Annotated in this window: 12 protein-coding genes; 11 read left to right on the forward strand and 1 reads right to left on the reverse strand. The window is 47.6% G+C overall.

What is annotated here, in order from left to right; all coding sequences use genetic code 11:
• Positions 1–136: 136 nt before the first annotated feature.
• From ACRD6K_RS19235 to ACRD6K_RS19245, 3 genes are all read left to right on the forward strand, one after another.
• Positions 137–544 (forward strand): hypothetical protein, encoded by a 408-nt coding sequence (locus ACRD6K_RS19235; protein WP_430974567.1) that lies wholly within the window; start codon positions 137–139, stop codon positions 542–544.
• A 268-nt stretch (positions 545–812) separates the two neighbouring features.
• The gene (gene ggt / locus ACRD6K_RS19240; RefSeq protein WP_430974568.1) at positions 813–2,501 is read left to right on the forward strand and encodes a gamma-glutamyltransferase; all 1,689 of its coding nucleotides are present in this window, start codon (positions 813–815) and stop codon (positions 2,499–2,501) included.
• A 43-nt stretch (positions 2,502–2,544) separates the two neighbouring features.
• Entirely contained in the window at positions 2,545–4,845 is a 2,301-nt protein-coding gene (locus ACRD6K_RS19245) for a family 78 glycoside hydrolase catalytic domain (RefSeq protein WP_430974569.1), read from the forward strand.
• A gap of 536 nt (positions 4,846–5,381) precedes the next feature.
• On the opposite strand, the gene ACRD6K_RS19250 is transcribed toward ACRD6K_RS19245, so the two are convergent.
• Positions 5,382–6,953 carry a diflavin oxidoreductase gene (locus tag ACRD6K_RS19250; protein ID WP_430974570.1) on the reverse strand — a complete coding sequence of 524 codons (1,572 nt, stop codon included), beginning with the start codon at positions 6,951–6,953 and terminating at the stop codon, positions 5,382–5,384.
• Positions 6,954–7,757: 804 nt separating this feature from the next.
• Between ACRD6K_RS19250 and ACRD6K_RS19255 the strand changes: the two genes are divergently transcribed.
• The 8 genes from ACRD6K_RS19255 (at position 7,758) to ACRD6K_RS19290 (ending at position 17,435) form a co-directional block, all read left to right on the forward strand.
• Positions 7,758–8,288, forward strand: a complete 531-nt coding sequence (locus tag ACRD6K_RS19255; protein ID WP_430974571.1) for a hypothetical protein — start codon at positions 7,758–7,760, stop codon at positions 8,286–8,288.
• 37 nt (positions 8,289–8,325) lie between these two features.
• On the forward strand, positions 8,326–10,728 hold the full coding sequence (locus tag ACRD6K_RS19260) for an SLBB domain-containing protein (protein ID WP_430974572.1): 2,403 nt from the start codon (positions 8,326–8,328) through the stop codon (positions 10,726–10,728).
• An 80-nt stretch (positions 10,729–10,808) separates the two neighbouring features.
• Positions 10,809–11,192, forward strand: a complete 384-nt coding sequence (locus tag ACRD6K_RS19265; RefSeq protein WP_430974573.1) for a four helix bundle protein — start codon at positions 10,809–10,811, stop codon at positions 11,190–11,192.
• A gap of 173 nt (positions 11,193–11,365) precedes the next feature.
• On the forward strand, positions 11,366–12,490 hold the full coding sequence (locus ACRD6K_RS19270) for a Wzz/FepE/Etk N-terminal domain-containing protein (RefSeq protein ID WP_430974574.1): 1,125 nt from the start codon (positions 11,366–11,368) through the stop codon (positions 12,488–12,490).
• 232 nt (positions 12,491–12,722) lie between these two features.
• The gene (locus ACRD6K_RS19275) at positions 12,723–14,159 is read left to right on the forward strand and encodes a UDP-glucose 6-dehydrogenase (RefSeq protein WP_430974575.1); all 1,437 of its coding nucleotides are present in this window, start codon (positions 12,723–12,725) and stop codon (positions 14,157–14,159) included.
• 256 nt (positions 14,160–14,415) lie between these two features.
• Positions 14,416–15,726 (forward strand): nucleotide sugar dehydrogenase, encoded by a 1,311-nt coding sequence (locus tag ACRD6K_RS19280; RefSeq protein WP_430974576.1) that lies wholly within the window; start codon positions 14,416–14,418, stop codon positions 15,724–15,726.
• Between the two features lie 44 nt (positions 15,727–15,770).
• Positions 15,771–16,973, forward strand: coding sequence for a UDP-N-acetyl-D-mannosamine dehydrogenase (wecC, locus tag ACRD6K_RS19285; RefSeq protein ID WP_430974577.1), 1,203 nt, complete (start codon positions 15,771–15,773; stop codon positions 16,971–16,973).
• Between the two features lie 99 nt (positions 16,974–17,072).
• Positions 17,073–17,435 (forward strand): four helix bundle protein, encoded by a 363-nt coding sequence (locus ACRD6K_RS19290; protein WP_430974578.1) that lies wholly within the window; start codon positions 17,073–17,075, stop codon positions 17,433–17,435.
• Positions 17,436–17,470 lie beyond the last annotated feature (35 nt).

Genomic DNA, 17,470 nt, shown 5'->3' on the forward strand with positions numbered 1-17,470 from the left:
AAAATGAAGCAACTGGCTATTATTTAATTATTTCTATTACTTTTAACCTTCGAATCCAATTTAAAGGCATTCGATTTCTATATTTTTTTGATTGGTGAAGAAGGCAGATAATTGAGTAATTTATAATATAGAAAAAATGAAGGACATGAAGGGATGGATTTTTTCACGGTTAAACGCAAACCGTGACCAGCAAGGTCAGTATGAACCTATTCAATTTGTAAGTTGCCAGTTCAATGGTAGCCGATGCGTGAAACAACGCGAAACAATCAACCAATGCTTATTCAACTCTTACGATTCTTTGATCAATAAAGAATACGATGAATCAATTGAATCCCTAAAGGATGCTTACAATGAGACCGAAGAGATCACCGGAACACCATGCGCCCTTTGCGCTCAGCTATTCCGCTCGCGAATCTCGGATTCATTGGAACAAATCCACGGCGAACTGCACCGGATGACAACCGGATTTTTTCGTTGGGATGTATACAAGCCCAGCTACGAGCTGGCAAGCTCAGTAAGGAACGAGTTTCGGAAAAACAGCTGATTGACACACGGTGCTGCATCCGAATCAGTAATAACTGGCGTTTTTTACGAAGCCTATTTTCAGCTTTTTTACTCACAGGACACAAACAATTGACCGGCACAGCCCGGACTGTATTTGATTTGCCCCGTTGCATCTGCTATTCCGCTGGTGAAACGAGTTTATCACACCACAACGAGTAAGTCACTCAAAATCATCCAAGCTCTCAATTTTCTCGGTTTGAAAACCCAACAGAATTCTGTATTTTCAGAAACTCTAAACAAACCAACCGATGAAAAAATCTGTCTTACTCTTGTTGGCTCTATGCCTGAATTTCTTCATGCTTGCCCAGGACCGAATCACAGGTCATCAATTTGCCACACGCAGCGAAGTAATAGCTCAGCATGGCATGGCTTGCACCAGTCAACCACTCGCCACCCAAGTAGCCCTCGACATTCTAAAGTCAGGCGGTAATGCCATTGACGCAGCCATTGCTGCCAATGCTGTTTTAGGACTCGTAGAACCCGTTGGCTGTGGAATTGGAGGCGATCTTTTTGCCATCGTTTGGGATGCCAAAACTCAGAAACTTTACGGGCTGAATGCCAGCGGCCGTTCTCCCTACCAACTGACCCTCGACTATTTTAAAGCACACAACTACGCTAAAGTACCTGCTTATGGTCCGCTTTCCGTTTCAGTCCCCGGGTGTGTTGACGGGTGGTCCGAGCTTCACCAACGGTTTGGAAGCCTCACGATGAGACAGATCCTGCTGCCTGCCATTCGATACGCGCGACAAGGATTTCCTGTATCAGAGCTAATTGCCTACTATTGGAAACGGAATGCCGAAATTCTAAAAGACTATCCGGGATTTGCAGAAGTCTTCCTACCAAATGGACAAGCACCTGGCAAAGGCGAAATCTTTAAAAATCCGCTCTTAGCCAACACCCTTGAACAAATTGCCACCGAAGGACGCGATGCCTTTTACAAAGGAGAAATAGCCCATAAAATGGTTGACTACCTGCAAGCTCAGAGAGGGTTTCTGAGCCTTCAAGACTTGGCGGATCATTCTTCGGAATGGGTAGAGCCTGTTTCAACCAGCTACCGCGGCTACGACATATGGGAACTACCTCCCAATGGACAAGGAACAGCTGTTTTGCAGATCCTCAACATACTGGAGCAATACGACATTTCGGAGATGGGTTTTGGCTCGCCGGAATACATGCATCTCTTTATAGAAGCCAAGAAACTGGCCTTCGAAGATCGCGCCAAATACTATTCTGATCCCGACTTCAATACGCTTCCGACGGACGAACTGATTTCGAAAGAGTACGCCACGGAACGCGCTAAACTCATTGACCTGCACAAAGCCAGCCGAAGCTTTCCGGCCGGAGAGCTCGAGCAGGGAAACACCATTTACCTGACAACAGCCGATGACGAAGGCAATATGGTTTCATTAATTCAGAGCAACTACCGCGGCATGGGTTCTGGCATGACACCCGGAAAACTGGGATTTGTTCTGCAAAACCGCGGTGAACTGTTTGCCCTCGAAGAAGGGCACCATAATGTTTATGCGCCACACAAACGTCCGTTTCACACCATCATCCCGGCCTTCATCACCAAAGACGGCCAGCCATTCATGAGTTTTGGGCTGATGGGTGGTGCCATGCAGCCTCAGGGCCATGTTCAGGTCATTTGCAACCTGATTGATTTTGGCATGAACCTGCAGGAAGCCGGCGATGCCCCACGAATACGCCATGAGGGATCGAGCCAGCCTACGGGCGAAAAGATGACCGATGGCGGAACTGTTTTCCTGGAAAGTGGCTTTGACTACCCCACCATCCGGGAACTAATAAGCAAAGGACATCAAATCAACTACTCCCGCGGAGGATACGGTGGCTATCAAGCCATCCGCTGGGATCCGAAGAACAAGGTTTTCCTGGGTGCTTCCGAATCCCGAAAAGACGGACAAGCTGCAGGCTACTGATCAATCCAAAACCAACAGACCAACCTATAAAATCAAATGTCCCATGACTCATCCCCACCAAAGTGCAGAAAAACTTCTGCTCATGCCTTTTTTCCTGCTATTAATGCTCGCAAGCTCCCAGCCTTCCAGCGCAACAACAAGGAATTGCCCCACGCAGCTTTCGATCAATCTACTCACCGATGCCGATCAGGTCTTCCTGAATGGTTATCCGGTCAACACATCGCTTGACCAGGCCATTTTCCGTCGGGAGAACTTCCAGTTTACTGAAATTGCACAACGAAAACCGTTCTTTGGCTGGGTGGTTAATTCCAATCAAAACAACACCATGCAAGTGGCCTGGCAAGTTCTGGTTGCTTCATCCCGGCATCATATTCAAAACAATGAAGGGGATTATTGGAATTCGGGGAAAGTAGCAAGCAGCCAGTCCATCAACCTGAGCTACCAAGGAAAAGCCCTTCTGCCCGACTCCGTTTACTTCTGGAAAGTAAAAACCTGGGATAACCATGGCGTTGAATCCTCCTGGTCTGCTGTCTCTCAGTTCAAAATGGCTTCACTGCTTCAAAACTACGCAACCGCTCGCTATCCCCTTCAAAAGCAGGATGACCACCCTCAAACAATTGAAGCCCGAACCCCGAAAACAACATTTATTGATTTTGGGAAAGCGGCCTTTGGACGCATTCGGCTAAGCCTGGATGGAACCGAAGGCGATACCATCACCCTGCGCTTGGGAGAAGTCCTGAGCAATCAGCAGATTGATCCAAATCCCGGAGGAAGCAGACGCTACGCTGAATACCAGCTCAAGCTTAACAACGGACGAAACACCTACCTCATCGCCATCAAGCCGGATCAACGCAACACAGGCCCCCGCGCCATTCCAATTCCCCAATACATTGGCGATGTTTTTCCTTTTCGCTATGTTGAAATCGAGGGCTATAAACACCCGATTGAGAAACATCAGGTCACACGCGAAACGGTCTTTTATCCCTTTGATGAAACAGAATCGTTCTTTACCAGTTCCGACACGGTGCTTAATCAGGTTTGGGACTTGTGTAAATACTCCATAAAGGCAACCTCTTTTGCCGGAATTTATGTTGATGGCGACCGCGAACGTATCCCCTACGAAGCCGATGCCCTGATCAATCAACTCTGCCACTATGGTGTTGCCCGCGAGTACAGCATGGCCCGCCACTCGCATGAATACCTGATTCATCATGCCACCTGGCCTACCGAATGGATTCTTCAATCGGTCCTGATGGCCTGGAATGATTACCTCTATACAGGTAACAACGAGTCGCTGGAACAGCACTACTCCGACTTAAAAGCCAAAACACTGTTACCTCTTGCCGATGAATTGGGCTTCATCAGCACCCGCACCGGTAAAGTTACGCCAAGTGTACTCGAATCCATTCATTTAAATGATCAGCTTCGCGACATAGTTGATTGGCCACACACCGGCATTTTGGGACTGGGGAAAAATGAAGCCGGCGAAACCGATGGCTTTGTATTTCAGGATATCAACACCGTCGTCAATGCTTACCACTACTTCGCCTTAAAAGTGATGAGCACCATTGCAAACCAACTGGGACATACTGACGAAAGTGAGTCATACGGCAAGCGTGCTGCGCGGCTCCAAAAACACTTCAATGAGAAATTAATCGATCCGAAACGAAAAATCTACACCGATGGTATCGGAACTGACCATGCCTCGCTGCATGCCAACATGTTTCCCTTGGCTTTTGGGCTGGCCCCGTCTAAAAACACCGAAGCAATCAATGCGTTTATTCGCTCCCGCGGGATGGCCTGCAGTGTTTATGGTTCGCAGTTTTTAATGGAGGCGGTCTACGACGGGCATAATGCCGACTATGGGCTGGAACTGCTAACATCAACCAGCGAGCGAAGCTGGTACAACATGATTCGGGCCGGATCTACCATCACGATGGAAGCCTGGGACAACAAATACAAGCCCAATCAGGACTGGAATCACGCCTGGGGCGCTGTGCCGGCTAACATCATACCACGAAAACTGATGGGCATTGAACCTCTGGAACCAGGATTCAGCAAAATCCGAATCAAGCCACAGCCGGGAACACTAAAGCAAGCGCAAATCAAATGCCCAACCATCCGGGGAAATGTTCAGGTTTCCTTTTTTAACGAACCTGAGAAGCGTTTCCAGCTTAAAGTAATTATTCCAGCCAATACAACGGCTGATGTTTACCTGCCCTTTTGGTCAAAAGCACAGCAGGTAAGCCATAACGACCGAGAAGTAAAACACCAAAAGTCAGGAGAATTCTTAATCATTGAAAATCTGGGGTCTGGCACGCATCAGTTTGAAGTAAGCAACTAAACTCGCAAGAGGATTGGGCCTGGTACTTGTCATTGATAGTCATTAGTAGTCAATTGACGGTCATTCCTTGATTGCTTTGCGGATTTTCTGCGTCTTTGCGGTTAAAGAATGTGCATGAGTTCATTGGTTCATGAGTTCGTTTTTCGCTCCGCGTTACTCTGTGGTTAAACTGACTTGTCATTGGTTGTCAATTATAGTCATTCTTTGGATTCTCGCTACTCATGACTCTCAACTTCTTTCTGACTTCGTGCGTTCGTGCCTTCTTGCGTTCGTCTGTTCGTTATTGGCAGAGAGCTGAGGGCAAAGAGCATGGGGGTAATCTGCACCTTTGCCTGGCGCTTAATGCTTGTCATTGGTAGTCATTCAATAGTCAATGCTAGTCATTCCGGAGAGACTCGAATCTCGCGACGCTCAACTTTTCGTGCGTTCGTGTCTTCTTGCCTTCGTCCGTTCGTCATTTGGCAGAGAGCATGGGACTTCCTTAGCCTGATCCTGTGCCTTTGAAAAATTGTCATTCTTTGGATGCTCCCTACTCCCTAATACACATCCACATGCCAGCGCCCCGCCTCACGCAGCAAGTCCAGCGAAAGGCGATTCTCCTTAGGGCTCTGCGCATTTACCAACTCCAACACCTCTTCAATAACTTCCGTCACCTCCTGCCCCATCGCAACAGATCCACAAACATACACATGAGCTCCATCCTTCAGCCATTGCCCTACCTCTTTAGCCTGCTCACGCAAACGATGCTGGACATACACTTTTTTCTCCTGATCGCGCGAAAAAGCCAGCGTTATCCGGCTCAGCACACCATTAGCCTTCCAGCGCTCCCAGTCCTCCCGGTATAAGAAATCACGATCACTATTTTTCTCCCCAAAAAACAACCAGTTTCGGGACTGAGGATGTTGCCAGGCACGCTCTTCCATAAATGCCCGAAAGGGAGCTATCCCCGTTCCTGCTGCAATCATGATCACCGGTACATCGGCTTGTTCCGGCAACCTGAAATTTTCATTAGGCACAAGCTCAACCGAAATATTTGCTCCTGGCTTTAACTGCTGAGTTAAAAAGTTGGAACATGCTCCCAGTCGCTTGCGTTCCTGGAAATCAAACACCACCTGTTTCACCGTCAAATGCAACTTTCCCGGATCGGCTGCCCGGCTTCCTGCAACAGAATAGAGCCGGGGCTGGATTTTCCTTAATACAGGAAGTAGTTGTTCCGGTTCGCCTTGAAATGGGAAATCAGCCAGCAAATCGCCAACATCCCTGCCTTCCAGATAACTCTTTAGCTGATCCGCATCTTCAAGCAGGGCTTCCAATCCCGCATGCTTGCCAAGCTCCCAGTAGCGCCTTAAAACACCTCGACTCAAACTGGTTAGTTCAACCCGCTTAAGCAATACCTCTGACAACAGCTGAACTTGCTCCTCAAACAACACCTGAGTATCAGCCGAGGCAGGAAGCAAATCCAACACACGCCCAACCAAGGCCCCCGGATTCTCCGGAATCATGCGAACTGAATCTCCCGGAAGGTAGCTAAAGTCCGGATCACCCAACTCCAGTTCAACATGATAAATTGCCGAATCCGACTCTGGGTTCAGCTGATAAACCCGATGCAGTAGTGCCGGACTGCTGGCATAATGGCTATCCTCCGGTAAGCCGGCCATTGGCTGCCTTTCTACGCTGGGCTGAAAGGCATTAGCTACACCGGAAACCCATTTCGAAACAGGTCGGTGGTAAGCAACATCACAATCCACGCGCTTGTAAAACCGCTCTGCTCCCAGACTTTCCAGACGCGAATCGATGTCTTTACCCGCTTGGCAAAAATAAGCATAACGACTATCGCCCAAGGCGCAAACTGTAAAGTTGACTCCCTCCAGGCGAGGAGCTTCCCCGGAATGCAAATACTGGTAAAAGCGCCTGGCCTCTTCCGGCGGCTCTCCCTCTCCATGCGTACTTACAATAATCACCAGGTGTTGTTCATCAGCTAGCTGGGTAAAATCATACTTTGCCATACTGACCACCCGCTGTTCCCACTTTTTCTTTCGAAAAAACTTCTGGGTTTCCCTGGCAATGAGACTTGAATTGCCCGAATGCCCGCCGTAAAGAATAGTCATTATGCCGGGCGGATCAAGCGGCTTTCCACCCCATATTTTTTTTATTGCTGTTATAAACATCGTTACATCGCGAAATAAAACATTGGACTGTCCCTAATTCAAATTGAGAAATTCACAAATCAGGATGAATGGTAAAAAGAAACAAACGTGGACTTGAGTATGTTCAATAGTAACCGAAGTCCTTGAACTAGTAAGACTTTACACTTCGCCACCTTAAAGGGCCGTCATTCCCCTCAACGCTTCATCGTTCAACAAAACTACCGGAGATCGGCCTTTGCGGCAATCCCAATTACTAGTGATTTCCTTGCGATGGGTTCTGCCGATCAATGGACCTTTTTCCATACTTTCGCCACAGGATTCAGTTCTTATTTGACCAACAAAATAAAAGCTCAAAAGTATCGTTCATGAGTCGGAAAGGCCCATTCTCTATCAAAAATGGTTCATTCATGAAATTCTGGAAAAGAATAAACCATTTCTGAAAAAATTGAGTAGTTTTGCTACTCGATTTGCTGTTACAGTCTAGTAGCAGCATTTCTTTTACAAAGCGATTCAACACTCGGCAGAATGGGACTGAGGAGGCGGAGCTGTGAGAAGCCGTCAATAAATAAGCACTTTCACTTCATCAAAAAAACAATTCAAAACACTGAAAGTGTGCTCATTAACCAAGCAAACACAAAACCAAGCGTTTCCACAATACGAATCGCATCTTTTAAACGAAACAACTGCTTAAACCGGCACCAGGAATGATGTGTACCAAACTCGTTTACAAGCAATCTCAACCTAAACTTTTCGACTTGAAAACTTATGCTTGACGCATTAATCACTTCAAAAACACGAATAAAAATTCTGCTTAAGTTCTTTCTGAACAAGAACAACAAAAGCTATTTACGGAGCCTTGAACAGGAGTTTGGCGAGTCCTCCAATGCCATCCGGATTGAGCTGAACCGGTTCGAAGAAGCAGGTTTACTGCGAAGCCACTTTGATGGTAACAAGAAATTTTTTCAGGCAAACACGTCACACCCTCTGTTTAAAGACATTCATAGCATCTTGCTGAAAATGGTGGGCATTGACACCATTATTGAGAACATTGCGCAGAAATTGCAAGACATTGATGCAGCCTACCTGACCGGTGATTTTGCGCAAGGGATCGACTCGCAAACCATTGAGCTGATTTTCATTGGCAGCCAGTTAGATATTAAGCTGATCAATGGCTATATTCGTAAAGCGGAACGAATAATCAACCGAAAAATTCAATATACGCATATCCTGAAAAATGAACAGAAAAGGTATTTACAACATAAGCCCAGCCTGCTCATTTGGACCAACGAAAAATAAACAAAGAAATCATACAGTTAAAACAAACGATTAGAACATGCTATTACGTAAAGCACTAAAATTTATCTGGATCATTGGCCTGCTGGCTTGTTACCTGACTCCTTCGGCACAAGTGCCGAGCCAGGTGGATGTAAACAAACTCAGCGATCAGCAAGTACAGCAGATTGTGCAGGAAATTGAAAACAGAGGTCTCACCATGGATCAGGCCATTGAAATGGCCCGGCTTCGTGGAGCGAGCCCTGCTCAAATCAGCCAACTGAAAAACCGGATCAGAAAGCTGCAACTCAGTGGCAAGCAAAATGGTCTTCAACCGGATTCATCGGAGGAGATTACCAAGCCGCAAGATTCTCTGTCACAAAAGATGCCTGTGGACACGACTGCCAAGGCATCCAAAATTTTTGGGTTCCATTTCTTCAACACCCAAAACTTAAGCTTTGAGCCCTCGGTTAATATTCCGGTTCCGGATAGTTATGTACTGGGAATCAACGACCAGCTCATGATCAACATTTGGGGAGCCAGCCAGCAAAGCTACCAGCTTCAGGTTGATGCCAACGGCAATGTCCAGATTCCGGACCTGGGTCCTGTGCAGGTAGCCGGTATTGATTTTCGTGAGGCCGAGAAACGCATTCGCCAGCGCCTGGTAGCCATTTACAGTGGCATGGGAGGCGACAAGCCCAACACCTTTGCCGAAATCGGATTGAGCAACCTTCGTTCCATCAAGGTCAATGTCATTGGGGAAGTTTATACACCGGGCACCTACACCCTGCCGGCAACAGCTTCTGCCTTTAATGCCCTTTACCTCTCGGGTGGCCCCAACGAAAATGGCTCCTTCCGTAACATTCAGGTTATTCGGCAAAATAAAGTAATCGCTGAGATTGATGTGTACGACTTTCTGATTCATGCCAATGCCTCCAACAACATTGTGCTGCGCGACCAGGACATCCTGTTCATTCCAACCTATGACATTCGGGTCGAAGCTTCCGGCTCCTTCAAGCGCGAAGGCTATTTCGAGCTGCAGGAAGGCGAAAAGCTAAACGACCTGCTCCGATATACCGGTGGCTTTTCAAACCAGGCATACCGCGAACGCCTCTCTATTACCCGCACAACCGGCAAACAATTTCAGGTACTGGACATCACACAAAATGAATTTGATTCGTTTACCTTACAAAACGGAGACTTCATTGAAGCCGGTGAAATCATTGACCGCTACGAAAACCGTGTCAGTATCGAAGGGGCCGTCTTCCGCCCCGGAACGTTTGCACTCACCGAAGGGATGAAACTTTCGGAGCTGATTGCCAAAGCCGATGGCGTTAAAGAAAGTGTATTCAGCAACCGTGGCGTTATTATCCGCCTGGGGAAAGACCTGAGTCCGCAAACCATTGCCTTCGAAGTATCTGAAATACTGGGAGGAAAGAATGATCTCGATCTGAAACGGGAAGACCATGTCATTATCCAGGACGTATTCAGCATGCGCGAAGCTCGTTTTATCAAGATTTACGGGCAGGTGCAATACCCCGGAGAGTATCCATACCGTGAAAATATGAGCTTAAAAGACCTGGTATTTTTGGCTGGTGGTTTTACCGAAGCGGCCAGTGAATCGTTCATCGAACTGGCCCGTCGCCACGATTATGAATCAGCCGCCCAGGTTTCCAACGAACTTGCCGACTTATATCAGTTCAACATCAGTCGCGACCTGAACATCAACTCCGAGGATGCCGAATTCAAAATTCAGCCTTTCGATTACATTTACGTGCGAAAAGCACCATCTTACAACACCCAACGGACAGTTACCATCGAGGGTGAAGTGGTTTATCCCGGCCCATACAGCATCAGCAATAAAAACGAACGGGTTTCAGACCTGATCAAGCGTTGCGGAGGCTTAACGCCACATGCCTTTAGCAAAGGAGCCACCCTGAGACGCCTGCGAACCGATGATGAGGCCATCAAAGAGTCGCTGCTGACGGCCATGCCCGACAGCCTGCTCCAGTCGGCCGAAGCACAGATGGATGACCATTATAAACTGGAACTACGCCTGGATGACATCCTCGAGAATCCGGGGTCGATCTACGACTATGTCTTGCGTGAAGGCGACGAGCTGCTGGTTCCCGAGGTGACCCAGGAGATTAAAGTTTCCGGAGAAGTATTGAACCCTGTAGGCCTGGCTTACCAGGAAAACCGCTCGCTGAAATACTACATCAACCGCTCAGGAGGATTTAGTCCGAAAGCCAAGAAAGGGAAAGTCTTCATCATTTACAGCGATGGAACCACCAAGGTAACCAAGGGATTCATCGGAAGACACTATCCGAGCCCCGAGCCCGGCTGTCAGATTGTTGTTCCACAAAAACCGGAACGCCCTGCCGGAGATCAAACCTCGCGATGGTTATCCGTTGCCAGTGCCTTCTCCTCCATTGCCATCGCCATTGCCGCGGTGTTAAGATAGGAAAACGAAGGCATGAAGTCACGAAGGCACGAACGTACGAACGTACGAAGGCACGTAATAACGAACAACGAAGCATACGAATGGAAAAGATAAGGTCACATAAAGAATTGAAAGTCTATCAGGAGGCTTACCAGGCTGCCTTAAGGATTCATCATTTAACCCAATCTTTTCCTACTGAAGAGAAGCATGCGTTGACCAATCAAATCAGAAGAAGTTCCAGGTCGGTTTGTGCAAACCTTGCTGAAGCATGGAGAAAAAGACGATACCCAAAGAACTTCATTTCTAAATTATCGGACTCCGAAGCGGAGGCTGCCGAAACTCAGGTTTGGCTGGATTTTTCTTACTCATTTAAATACATCAACGAAGCGATCCATGATGAGCTATACGACCAGTTTGAACACATCATCGCCATGCTAATCAAGATGAGCCAGAATTCTGAGAAATGGACACCCAAGCAACAATAACCATCGTACCATCGTGCGTTCCTGACTTCGGACCTTCGTGTCTTCGTACGTTCGTAAACATCGCCTATGTTGAAAAATCCTGGTCAACCGATAATTTATCCTGTGAAATTCACATCGTGAATATTTCATAGGACCGATAACCAACAACTGTTAACTATCAACAGCACACACACATGACAACAAAAGAAAATACACCCATCCCGGCTAAGACAGCCGCTGAAGATGACGAAATTGACTTGATCGCCTTAGCCAAAGACCTGTGGGACGGGCGGCGCACCATCATCAAGTATACCCTTATCGGGATCGCATTGGGCTTGGTGTTTGCCCTGCTCAGCCCCAAGGAATATACGGTACAAACCACCATGGTGCCACAAACCGGCCAATCCGGAGGCTCCAAGCTCGGTGGACTGTCCTCTCTGGCCGCTATGGCCGGCTTCAACCTCGACATGAGTAGCGGAGCAGAAGTCCTGTCACCCATGGTTTATCCCAAGATTCTGCAATCCGTTTCTTTTCAGATGGAGCTCATGAATACGCCCTTTCAAATCAAAGAGGTGAATCAGCCGGTCAGCTTGTTTGAGTACTACACCGAATACAAAAAACCGGGGATCCTGGGGAACATCAAAAAATACACTTTGGGCTTGCCGGGGGTGATTCTGAAAGCCTTAAGAGGGGAACAAACAGCGTCTACCCCAAGCGGAAAAAGTGATTTGCTCGCCCTGAATGAGGATCAGGAAAAAGTATTAAAAACCATGAACGAGAACCTGTCGCTGGACATCAATGACAAAGAAGGGGTACTGACCTTGGCGGCCCGTTTTCACGATCCGGCCTTAGCGGCACAGGTCGCCCAAAAGGCGCAACAGCTGCTGCAGGAATACATCACCACCTATCGCATTCAAAAAGCGCAGGAGCAGTTGAACTTTATCCGGGAGCGCTATCAGGAGAAAAAGCAGGAGTTTCAGAACGCCCAGGAAAAGTTGGCCCGTTTTCGCGATCAAAACAAAAACGTGTCTTCGGCCATGGCTCAAACCGAAATCGAACGCCTGCAAAGTGAGTACGACATCGCCTTCTCGGTGTATTCCGAGCTGGCCAAACAACTGGAACAGGCACAAATTAAGGTAAAGGAAGATGCGCCGGTGCTCACCATTGTGGAGCCGGTTCGTATTCCGCTGCAAAAATCCAAACCCAATCGCCCGATGATCCTGATCATTTGGACCTTCCTGGGAGGAATCCTGGGAGTAGGCATCGTGTTTGGAAGGCAGTTCCTGGCCAGCATCCGCGAACGCTGGGAAGAAGAGTAAGATAGCAGTCGGGAGTCGAGAGTTAAATCTCAGAATCCAATTTCCAAATTAACGGCAGACCGGAAAAAAACAACCGGAAAACGGAGAACGGAGAACGGAAAAAGGAAAAAGGAGCCAGGCAAGCATTAAAGACATAAGCATAGGCAAACTGACAACTGATAACCGACAACCGTTAACTCTCAACTGACAATTTTAACTTTATCAACTTGAAATTTTTAAACCTTTCATAGATATGTTTCCAACTGAAATCAAGAAAATTGCCTGCATTGGTGCAGGGTACGTTGGCGGGCCAACTATGGCCGTCATTGCACAACAATGTCCCCATATCCAGGTCACCGTGGTTGACATCAACGACCAGCGCATTGCGGATTGGAATAACAAGGATCTCTCCAAACTTCCGGTATACGAACCGGGCCTACCCGAAGTGGTGGCTGAAGCGCGCGGGCGTAACCTCTTCTTCTCAACGGATGTGGAAGGTGCCATTCGCGAGGCAGAAATGATTTTTATCTCCGTAAACACCCCGACTAAAACTTACGGTGTTGGGAAAGGCATGGCTGCCGACTTGAAATATGTCGAACTGTGTGCCCGTCAAATTGCGGAAGTCTCCACCACTAACAAAATTGTGGTTGAAAAGTCTACCCTGCCGGTACGTACCGCCCAGGCCATCCGGACCATTCTGGACTCTTCCAACCAGTCCACTAACCCTACAGCCCCTCAATTTGCCGTGCTGTCCAACCCCGAATTTCTGGCTGAAGGAACAGCCATTCAGGACCTGTTGCATGCCGACCGCGTCCTAATTGGCAGCGAGGACAATGAGGCCGGTCAGCAAGCCGAACAAGCCTTGGCGAACATTTACGCCAACTGGATTCCGCGCGACCAAATCGTCACCACCCGCATCTGGTCTTCCGAATTATCCAAATTAACAGCCAACGCCTTTTTGGCGCAACGCATCTCCAGCATCAACTCCATTTCGGCCTTGTGCGAACGGACAGGAGCAGATGTGGATGAAGTGGCTCATGCCATTGGGATGGACAGCCGCATTGGCCCGAAGTTTCTGAAATCATCGGTGGGTTTTGGTGGCTCCTGCTTCCAAAAAGACATTTTGAACCTGGTGTATCTCTGCCAGCACTTCAACCTGCCCGAGGTAGCTGACTACTGGGCACAGGTGGTGAAACTCAACGACTACCAAAAACGTCGGTTTGCCACACAAATCATTTCCAGCTTATTCAATACCGTGTCGGGGAAAAAGATTGCCTTCCTGGGCTGGGCCTTCAAAAAAGACACCAACGATACCCGCGAAAGCGCTGCCATTTATGTAGCCGACGAACTGTTACAAGACCGGGCCGAGATTCATGTGTACGACCCTAAGGTTTCTAAAGCGCAGATTTTCCGCGACCTGGAATACTTATACCAGCAACACCCGGAAAAAGCCATTGCTACAGAGGAACTCCAGCAACTGGTACAGGTTCATGCTGATCCTTATGAGGCTATGGCCAAAGCACATGCTACCGCCGTACTCACCGAGTGGGATGAGTTTAAAACCTATGACTGGCAAAAAGTTTACGACAGCATGCTCAAACCGGCATTCGTTTTCGACGGACGAAACATCCTCGACCGAAAAGTATTGACAACCATCGGCTTTGAACTAAAAAGCATCGGGAAAGGGTGAGGAAAGAAAGATCCAAGGTTAAAGTTCCAAGGAGAAAGGTTAAGGTTCCAAGGAGAAAGGAAACCGGAGAAGGGACGAAGGCAGAAGACACGAGGATACGAAGGCATGAACTCATGAACGCACGAATGACAATCAATGACAATTCTTACAGGCACAGGATTAGGCCCCATTCTCTTTGCTCCATGCCCTTCGCTCTTTGCCATCAACAACTGACAACCGATAACCGATAACCGATAACTGATAACTGATACAAAAAATGAACAACACACAGCAACTACTTGAAAAGATCGCAGCGAACACCGAAGTCGTCGGTGTGATCGGCTTAGGCTATGTTGGTCTTCCCTTAGCCGTTAATTTTGCGGAGGCCGGAGTGAAAGTCATTGGCTTCGACAAAAATGCGGATAAAGTCGCTCAGATCAACCGTGGAGACAACTATATTCGTGACATTCGCGATGCCGTGTTGCGCGAAGTGGTTGATAACATCACCCTCAGTGCCACCACCGATTTTAGTCGGATCAAAGCATGTGATGCGCTGCTCATTTGTGTGCCAACCCCATTGGATCGGTTCAAAAAGCCCGACATGAGCTACATTGAGGATGCCTGTGTTGAAATTGGGAAACACATGAAACCGAGGACGTTTATCAGTTTGGAAAGCACCACCTACCCCACCACCACGGAGGATTTGATGCTACCGATTATCGAACAGGAAAGTGGCTTCAAGCATGGCACCGACTTTTGGCTGGCCTACTCTCCCGAGCGGGTTGACCCGGGCAATAAGAATTTTCATACCCGGAATACGCCCAAAGTATTGGGCGCCATGACCACTGAGGGCCTGAAAATTGGGCAGGCCATTTATAAAAAAGCCATTGACCAGATCCACCCTGTCAGCTCACCACGTGTGGCCGAAATGGTGAAGATTCTGGAAAACACCTATCGCCTGGTGAACATCAGCCTGATCAACGAACTGGCTTTGCTGGCCGGTAAAATGGATATCAACATCTGGGAAGTGATTGAAGCGGCCAAAACCAAGCCCTTCGGCTTCCAGGCCTTTTATCCCGGACCGGGCATTGGTGGGCATTGCATTCCCCTCGATCCGTTTTACCTCGAGCACATTGCCAAACAATACAACTTTGACCTGAGCATGATTCATGCGGCAGGACACATCAACATGCGCATGCCGCATTACATGTATATCAAAATCGCCACAGCGCTCAACCGGCACCAGAAAGCCGTCAACGGAAGTAAGATCCTCTTCCTGGGCGTGGCTTACAAACCCAATATCGATGACGCGCGCGAATCACCGGCCCTGGAGATCATGCAAACTGTAGCGCACAAAGGTGGAGCGGTCAGCTACCACGATCCGCATATTCCCACGGTACAGCCGCACCATGGTACGGCTCTGGATTCAATCCCGCTGACCGCCGAAGCACTGGCACAGGCCGACTGTGTGGTTTTAACCACCAATCACGCGACCTTTGACGCCAATTTTATCAAACAACACGCACGCCTCATCGTCGACCTCCGAAATATGATCGAAGAGGGTGATAAGAAGGTGTATAAATTATAGATAAGAGAAATCTGAACATAAACCAGACAACGAAAATAGTTAACATGAAAGTACAATTTATAGGATTAGGCTATATCGGACTGCCAACAGCTGCCGTTGTTGCACAAAAAGGAATCAACGTTCACGGGGTTGATGTTAACCCCAAAGTAGTAGAAACCATTAATCAAGGTAAAATTCATATCGTAGAGCCGGGTCTGGAACAAGTGGTCAAAGAAGGCGTTGAAAAAGGTTGTTTTAAAGCCTCTACAACACCGCAAGAAGCAGACATTCACTTGATCGTTGTTCCAACTCCCTTTAAAGGGAACCACGAACCGGACATTTCCTTTGTGGAGAGTGCTACCAAAGCCGTATTGCCACACCTTAAAGCCGGAGATACGTTTATCATTGAATCCACTTCGCCCGTTGGCACCACCGAAAAAATGGCCAAGCTTATTTTTGATGAACGTCCTGAACTGCAAGGTCAATTAGCGATTGCCTATTGTCCGGAGCGTGTGTTACCCGGTAATGTGCTACACGAATTGATCCACAACGATCGCGTGATCGGAGGAGTCAATCCGGAATCAACACAACAGGCCTGCAATTTCTATCAAACCTTTGTTCAGGGAGAGTTGCACCAAACCAATGCGCGCACTGCTGAAATGTGTAAATTGACTGAAAACTCATCGCGCGACGTACAAATTGCCTTCGCCAATGAGTTGTCTTTAATTTGTGATAAAGCAGGCATCAATGTCTGGGAATTGGTAGAGTTAGCCAATAAACACCCTAGGGTCAATATTCTTCAGCCCGGGGCAGGTGTTGGTGGTCATTGCATTGCTGTTGACCCCTACTTCATTGTTTCCGATTATCCAATGGAATCACAAATCATCGGTAAAGCCCGAGAAATCAACAATTACAAATCGTTTTGGTGTGCCGAGAAAATCCGCAATGCCATGCTGGAGTTTGAGTTAAAGAACGGGCGGAAAGCCACTACAGCCATTATGGGGCTGGCTTTCAAACCTAATATCGACGATTTGCGTGAAAGCCCCGCCAAGTACATTGCCCAGAAGGTCATGCAAAGTGAGCAAAACAACTTTCTGGTGGTTGAACCCAATATCAACGAACACAGTGTCTTTAAATTGACCAACTATCAGGAAGCCTACGAAAAAGCAGACATCATTGCTTTCCTCGTCGCCCACGACGAATTCAAAACCCTGGAATACAGCGCCGATAAAGTGATTCTAGACTTTGCCGGAATATTTCGAAAATAGCGAACAGTGGTGAGTGATGGGTGGTCTGTGATCAGTGATGGGTGATGAGTTAACTGACCACAGGACACCGTCCACCGACCACCATAAAAAAAACAGTTTATGGTAAAAATAGCCTCCTATAAAGAACTTCAAGTTTGGCAAGAGTCTATGAACTTGGTCGAACTTGTCTATAAGGAAGTGAATCATTTTCCGAGTAATGAATCCTATGGTTTGACGTCCCAGATTAGACGTGCAGTTGTATCAATTCCGTCTAATATTGCTGAAGGATTTATGCGAAAAAATACCAAAGAGTTCATTCAGTTCTTACATGTTTCTCTGGGATCGTTAGGAGAGCTAGACACTCAAATGGAAATTGCCCTTAGGGTAGGCTATCTATCAAAAATTACTGAAATCAATTCGCTTATCGAGACCGTTAGAAAACTACTCTATGGTCTAATCAAATCACTAAAAAAGAGATTATAAACACGAAACAGTGACCGGTGATGGGTGATGAGTTG

Origin of the sequence: Sunxiuqinia rutila (assembly GCF_050589705.1) — a bacterium.
Lineage (GTDB): Bacteria > Bacteroidota > Bacteroidia > Bacteroidales > Prolixibacteraceae > Sunxiuqinia > Sunxiuqinia rutila.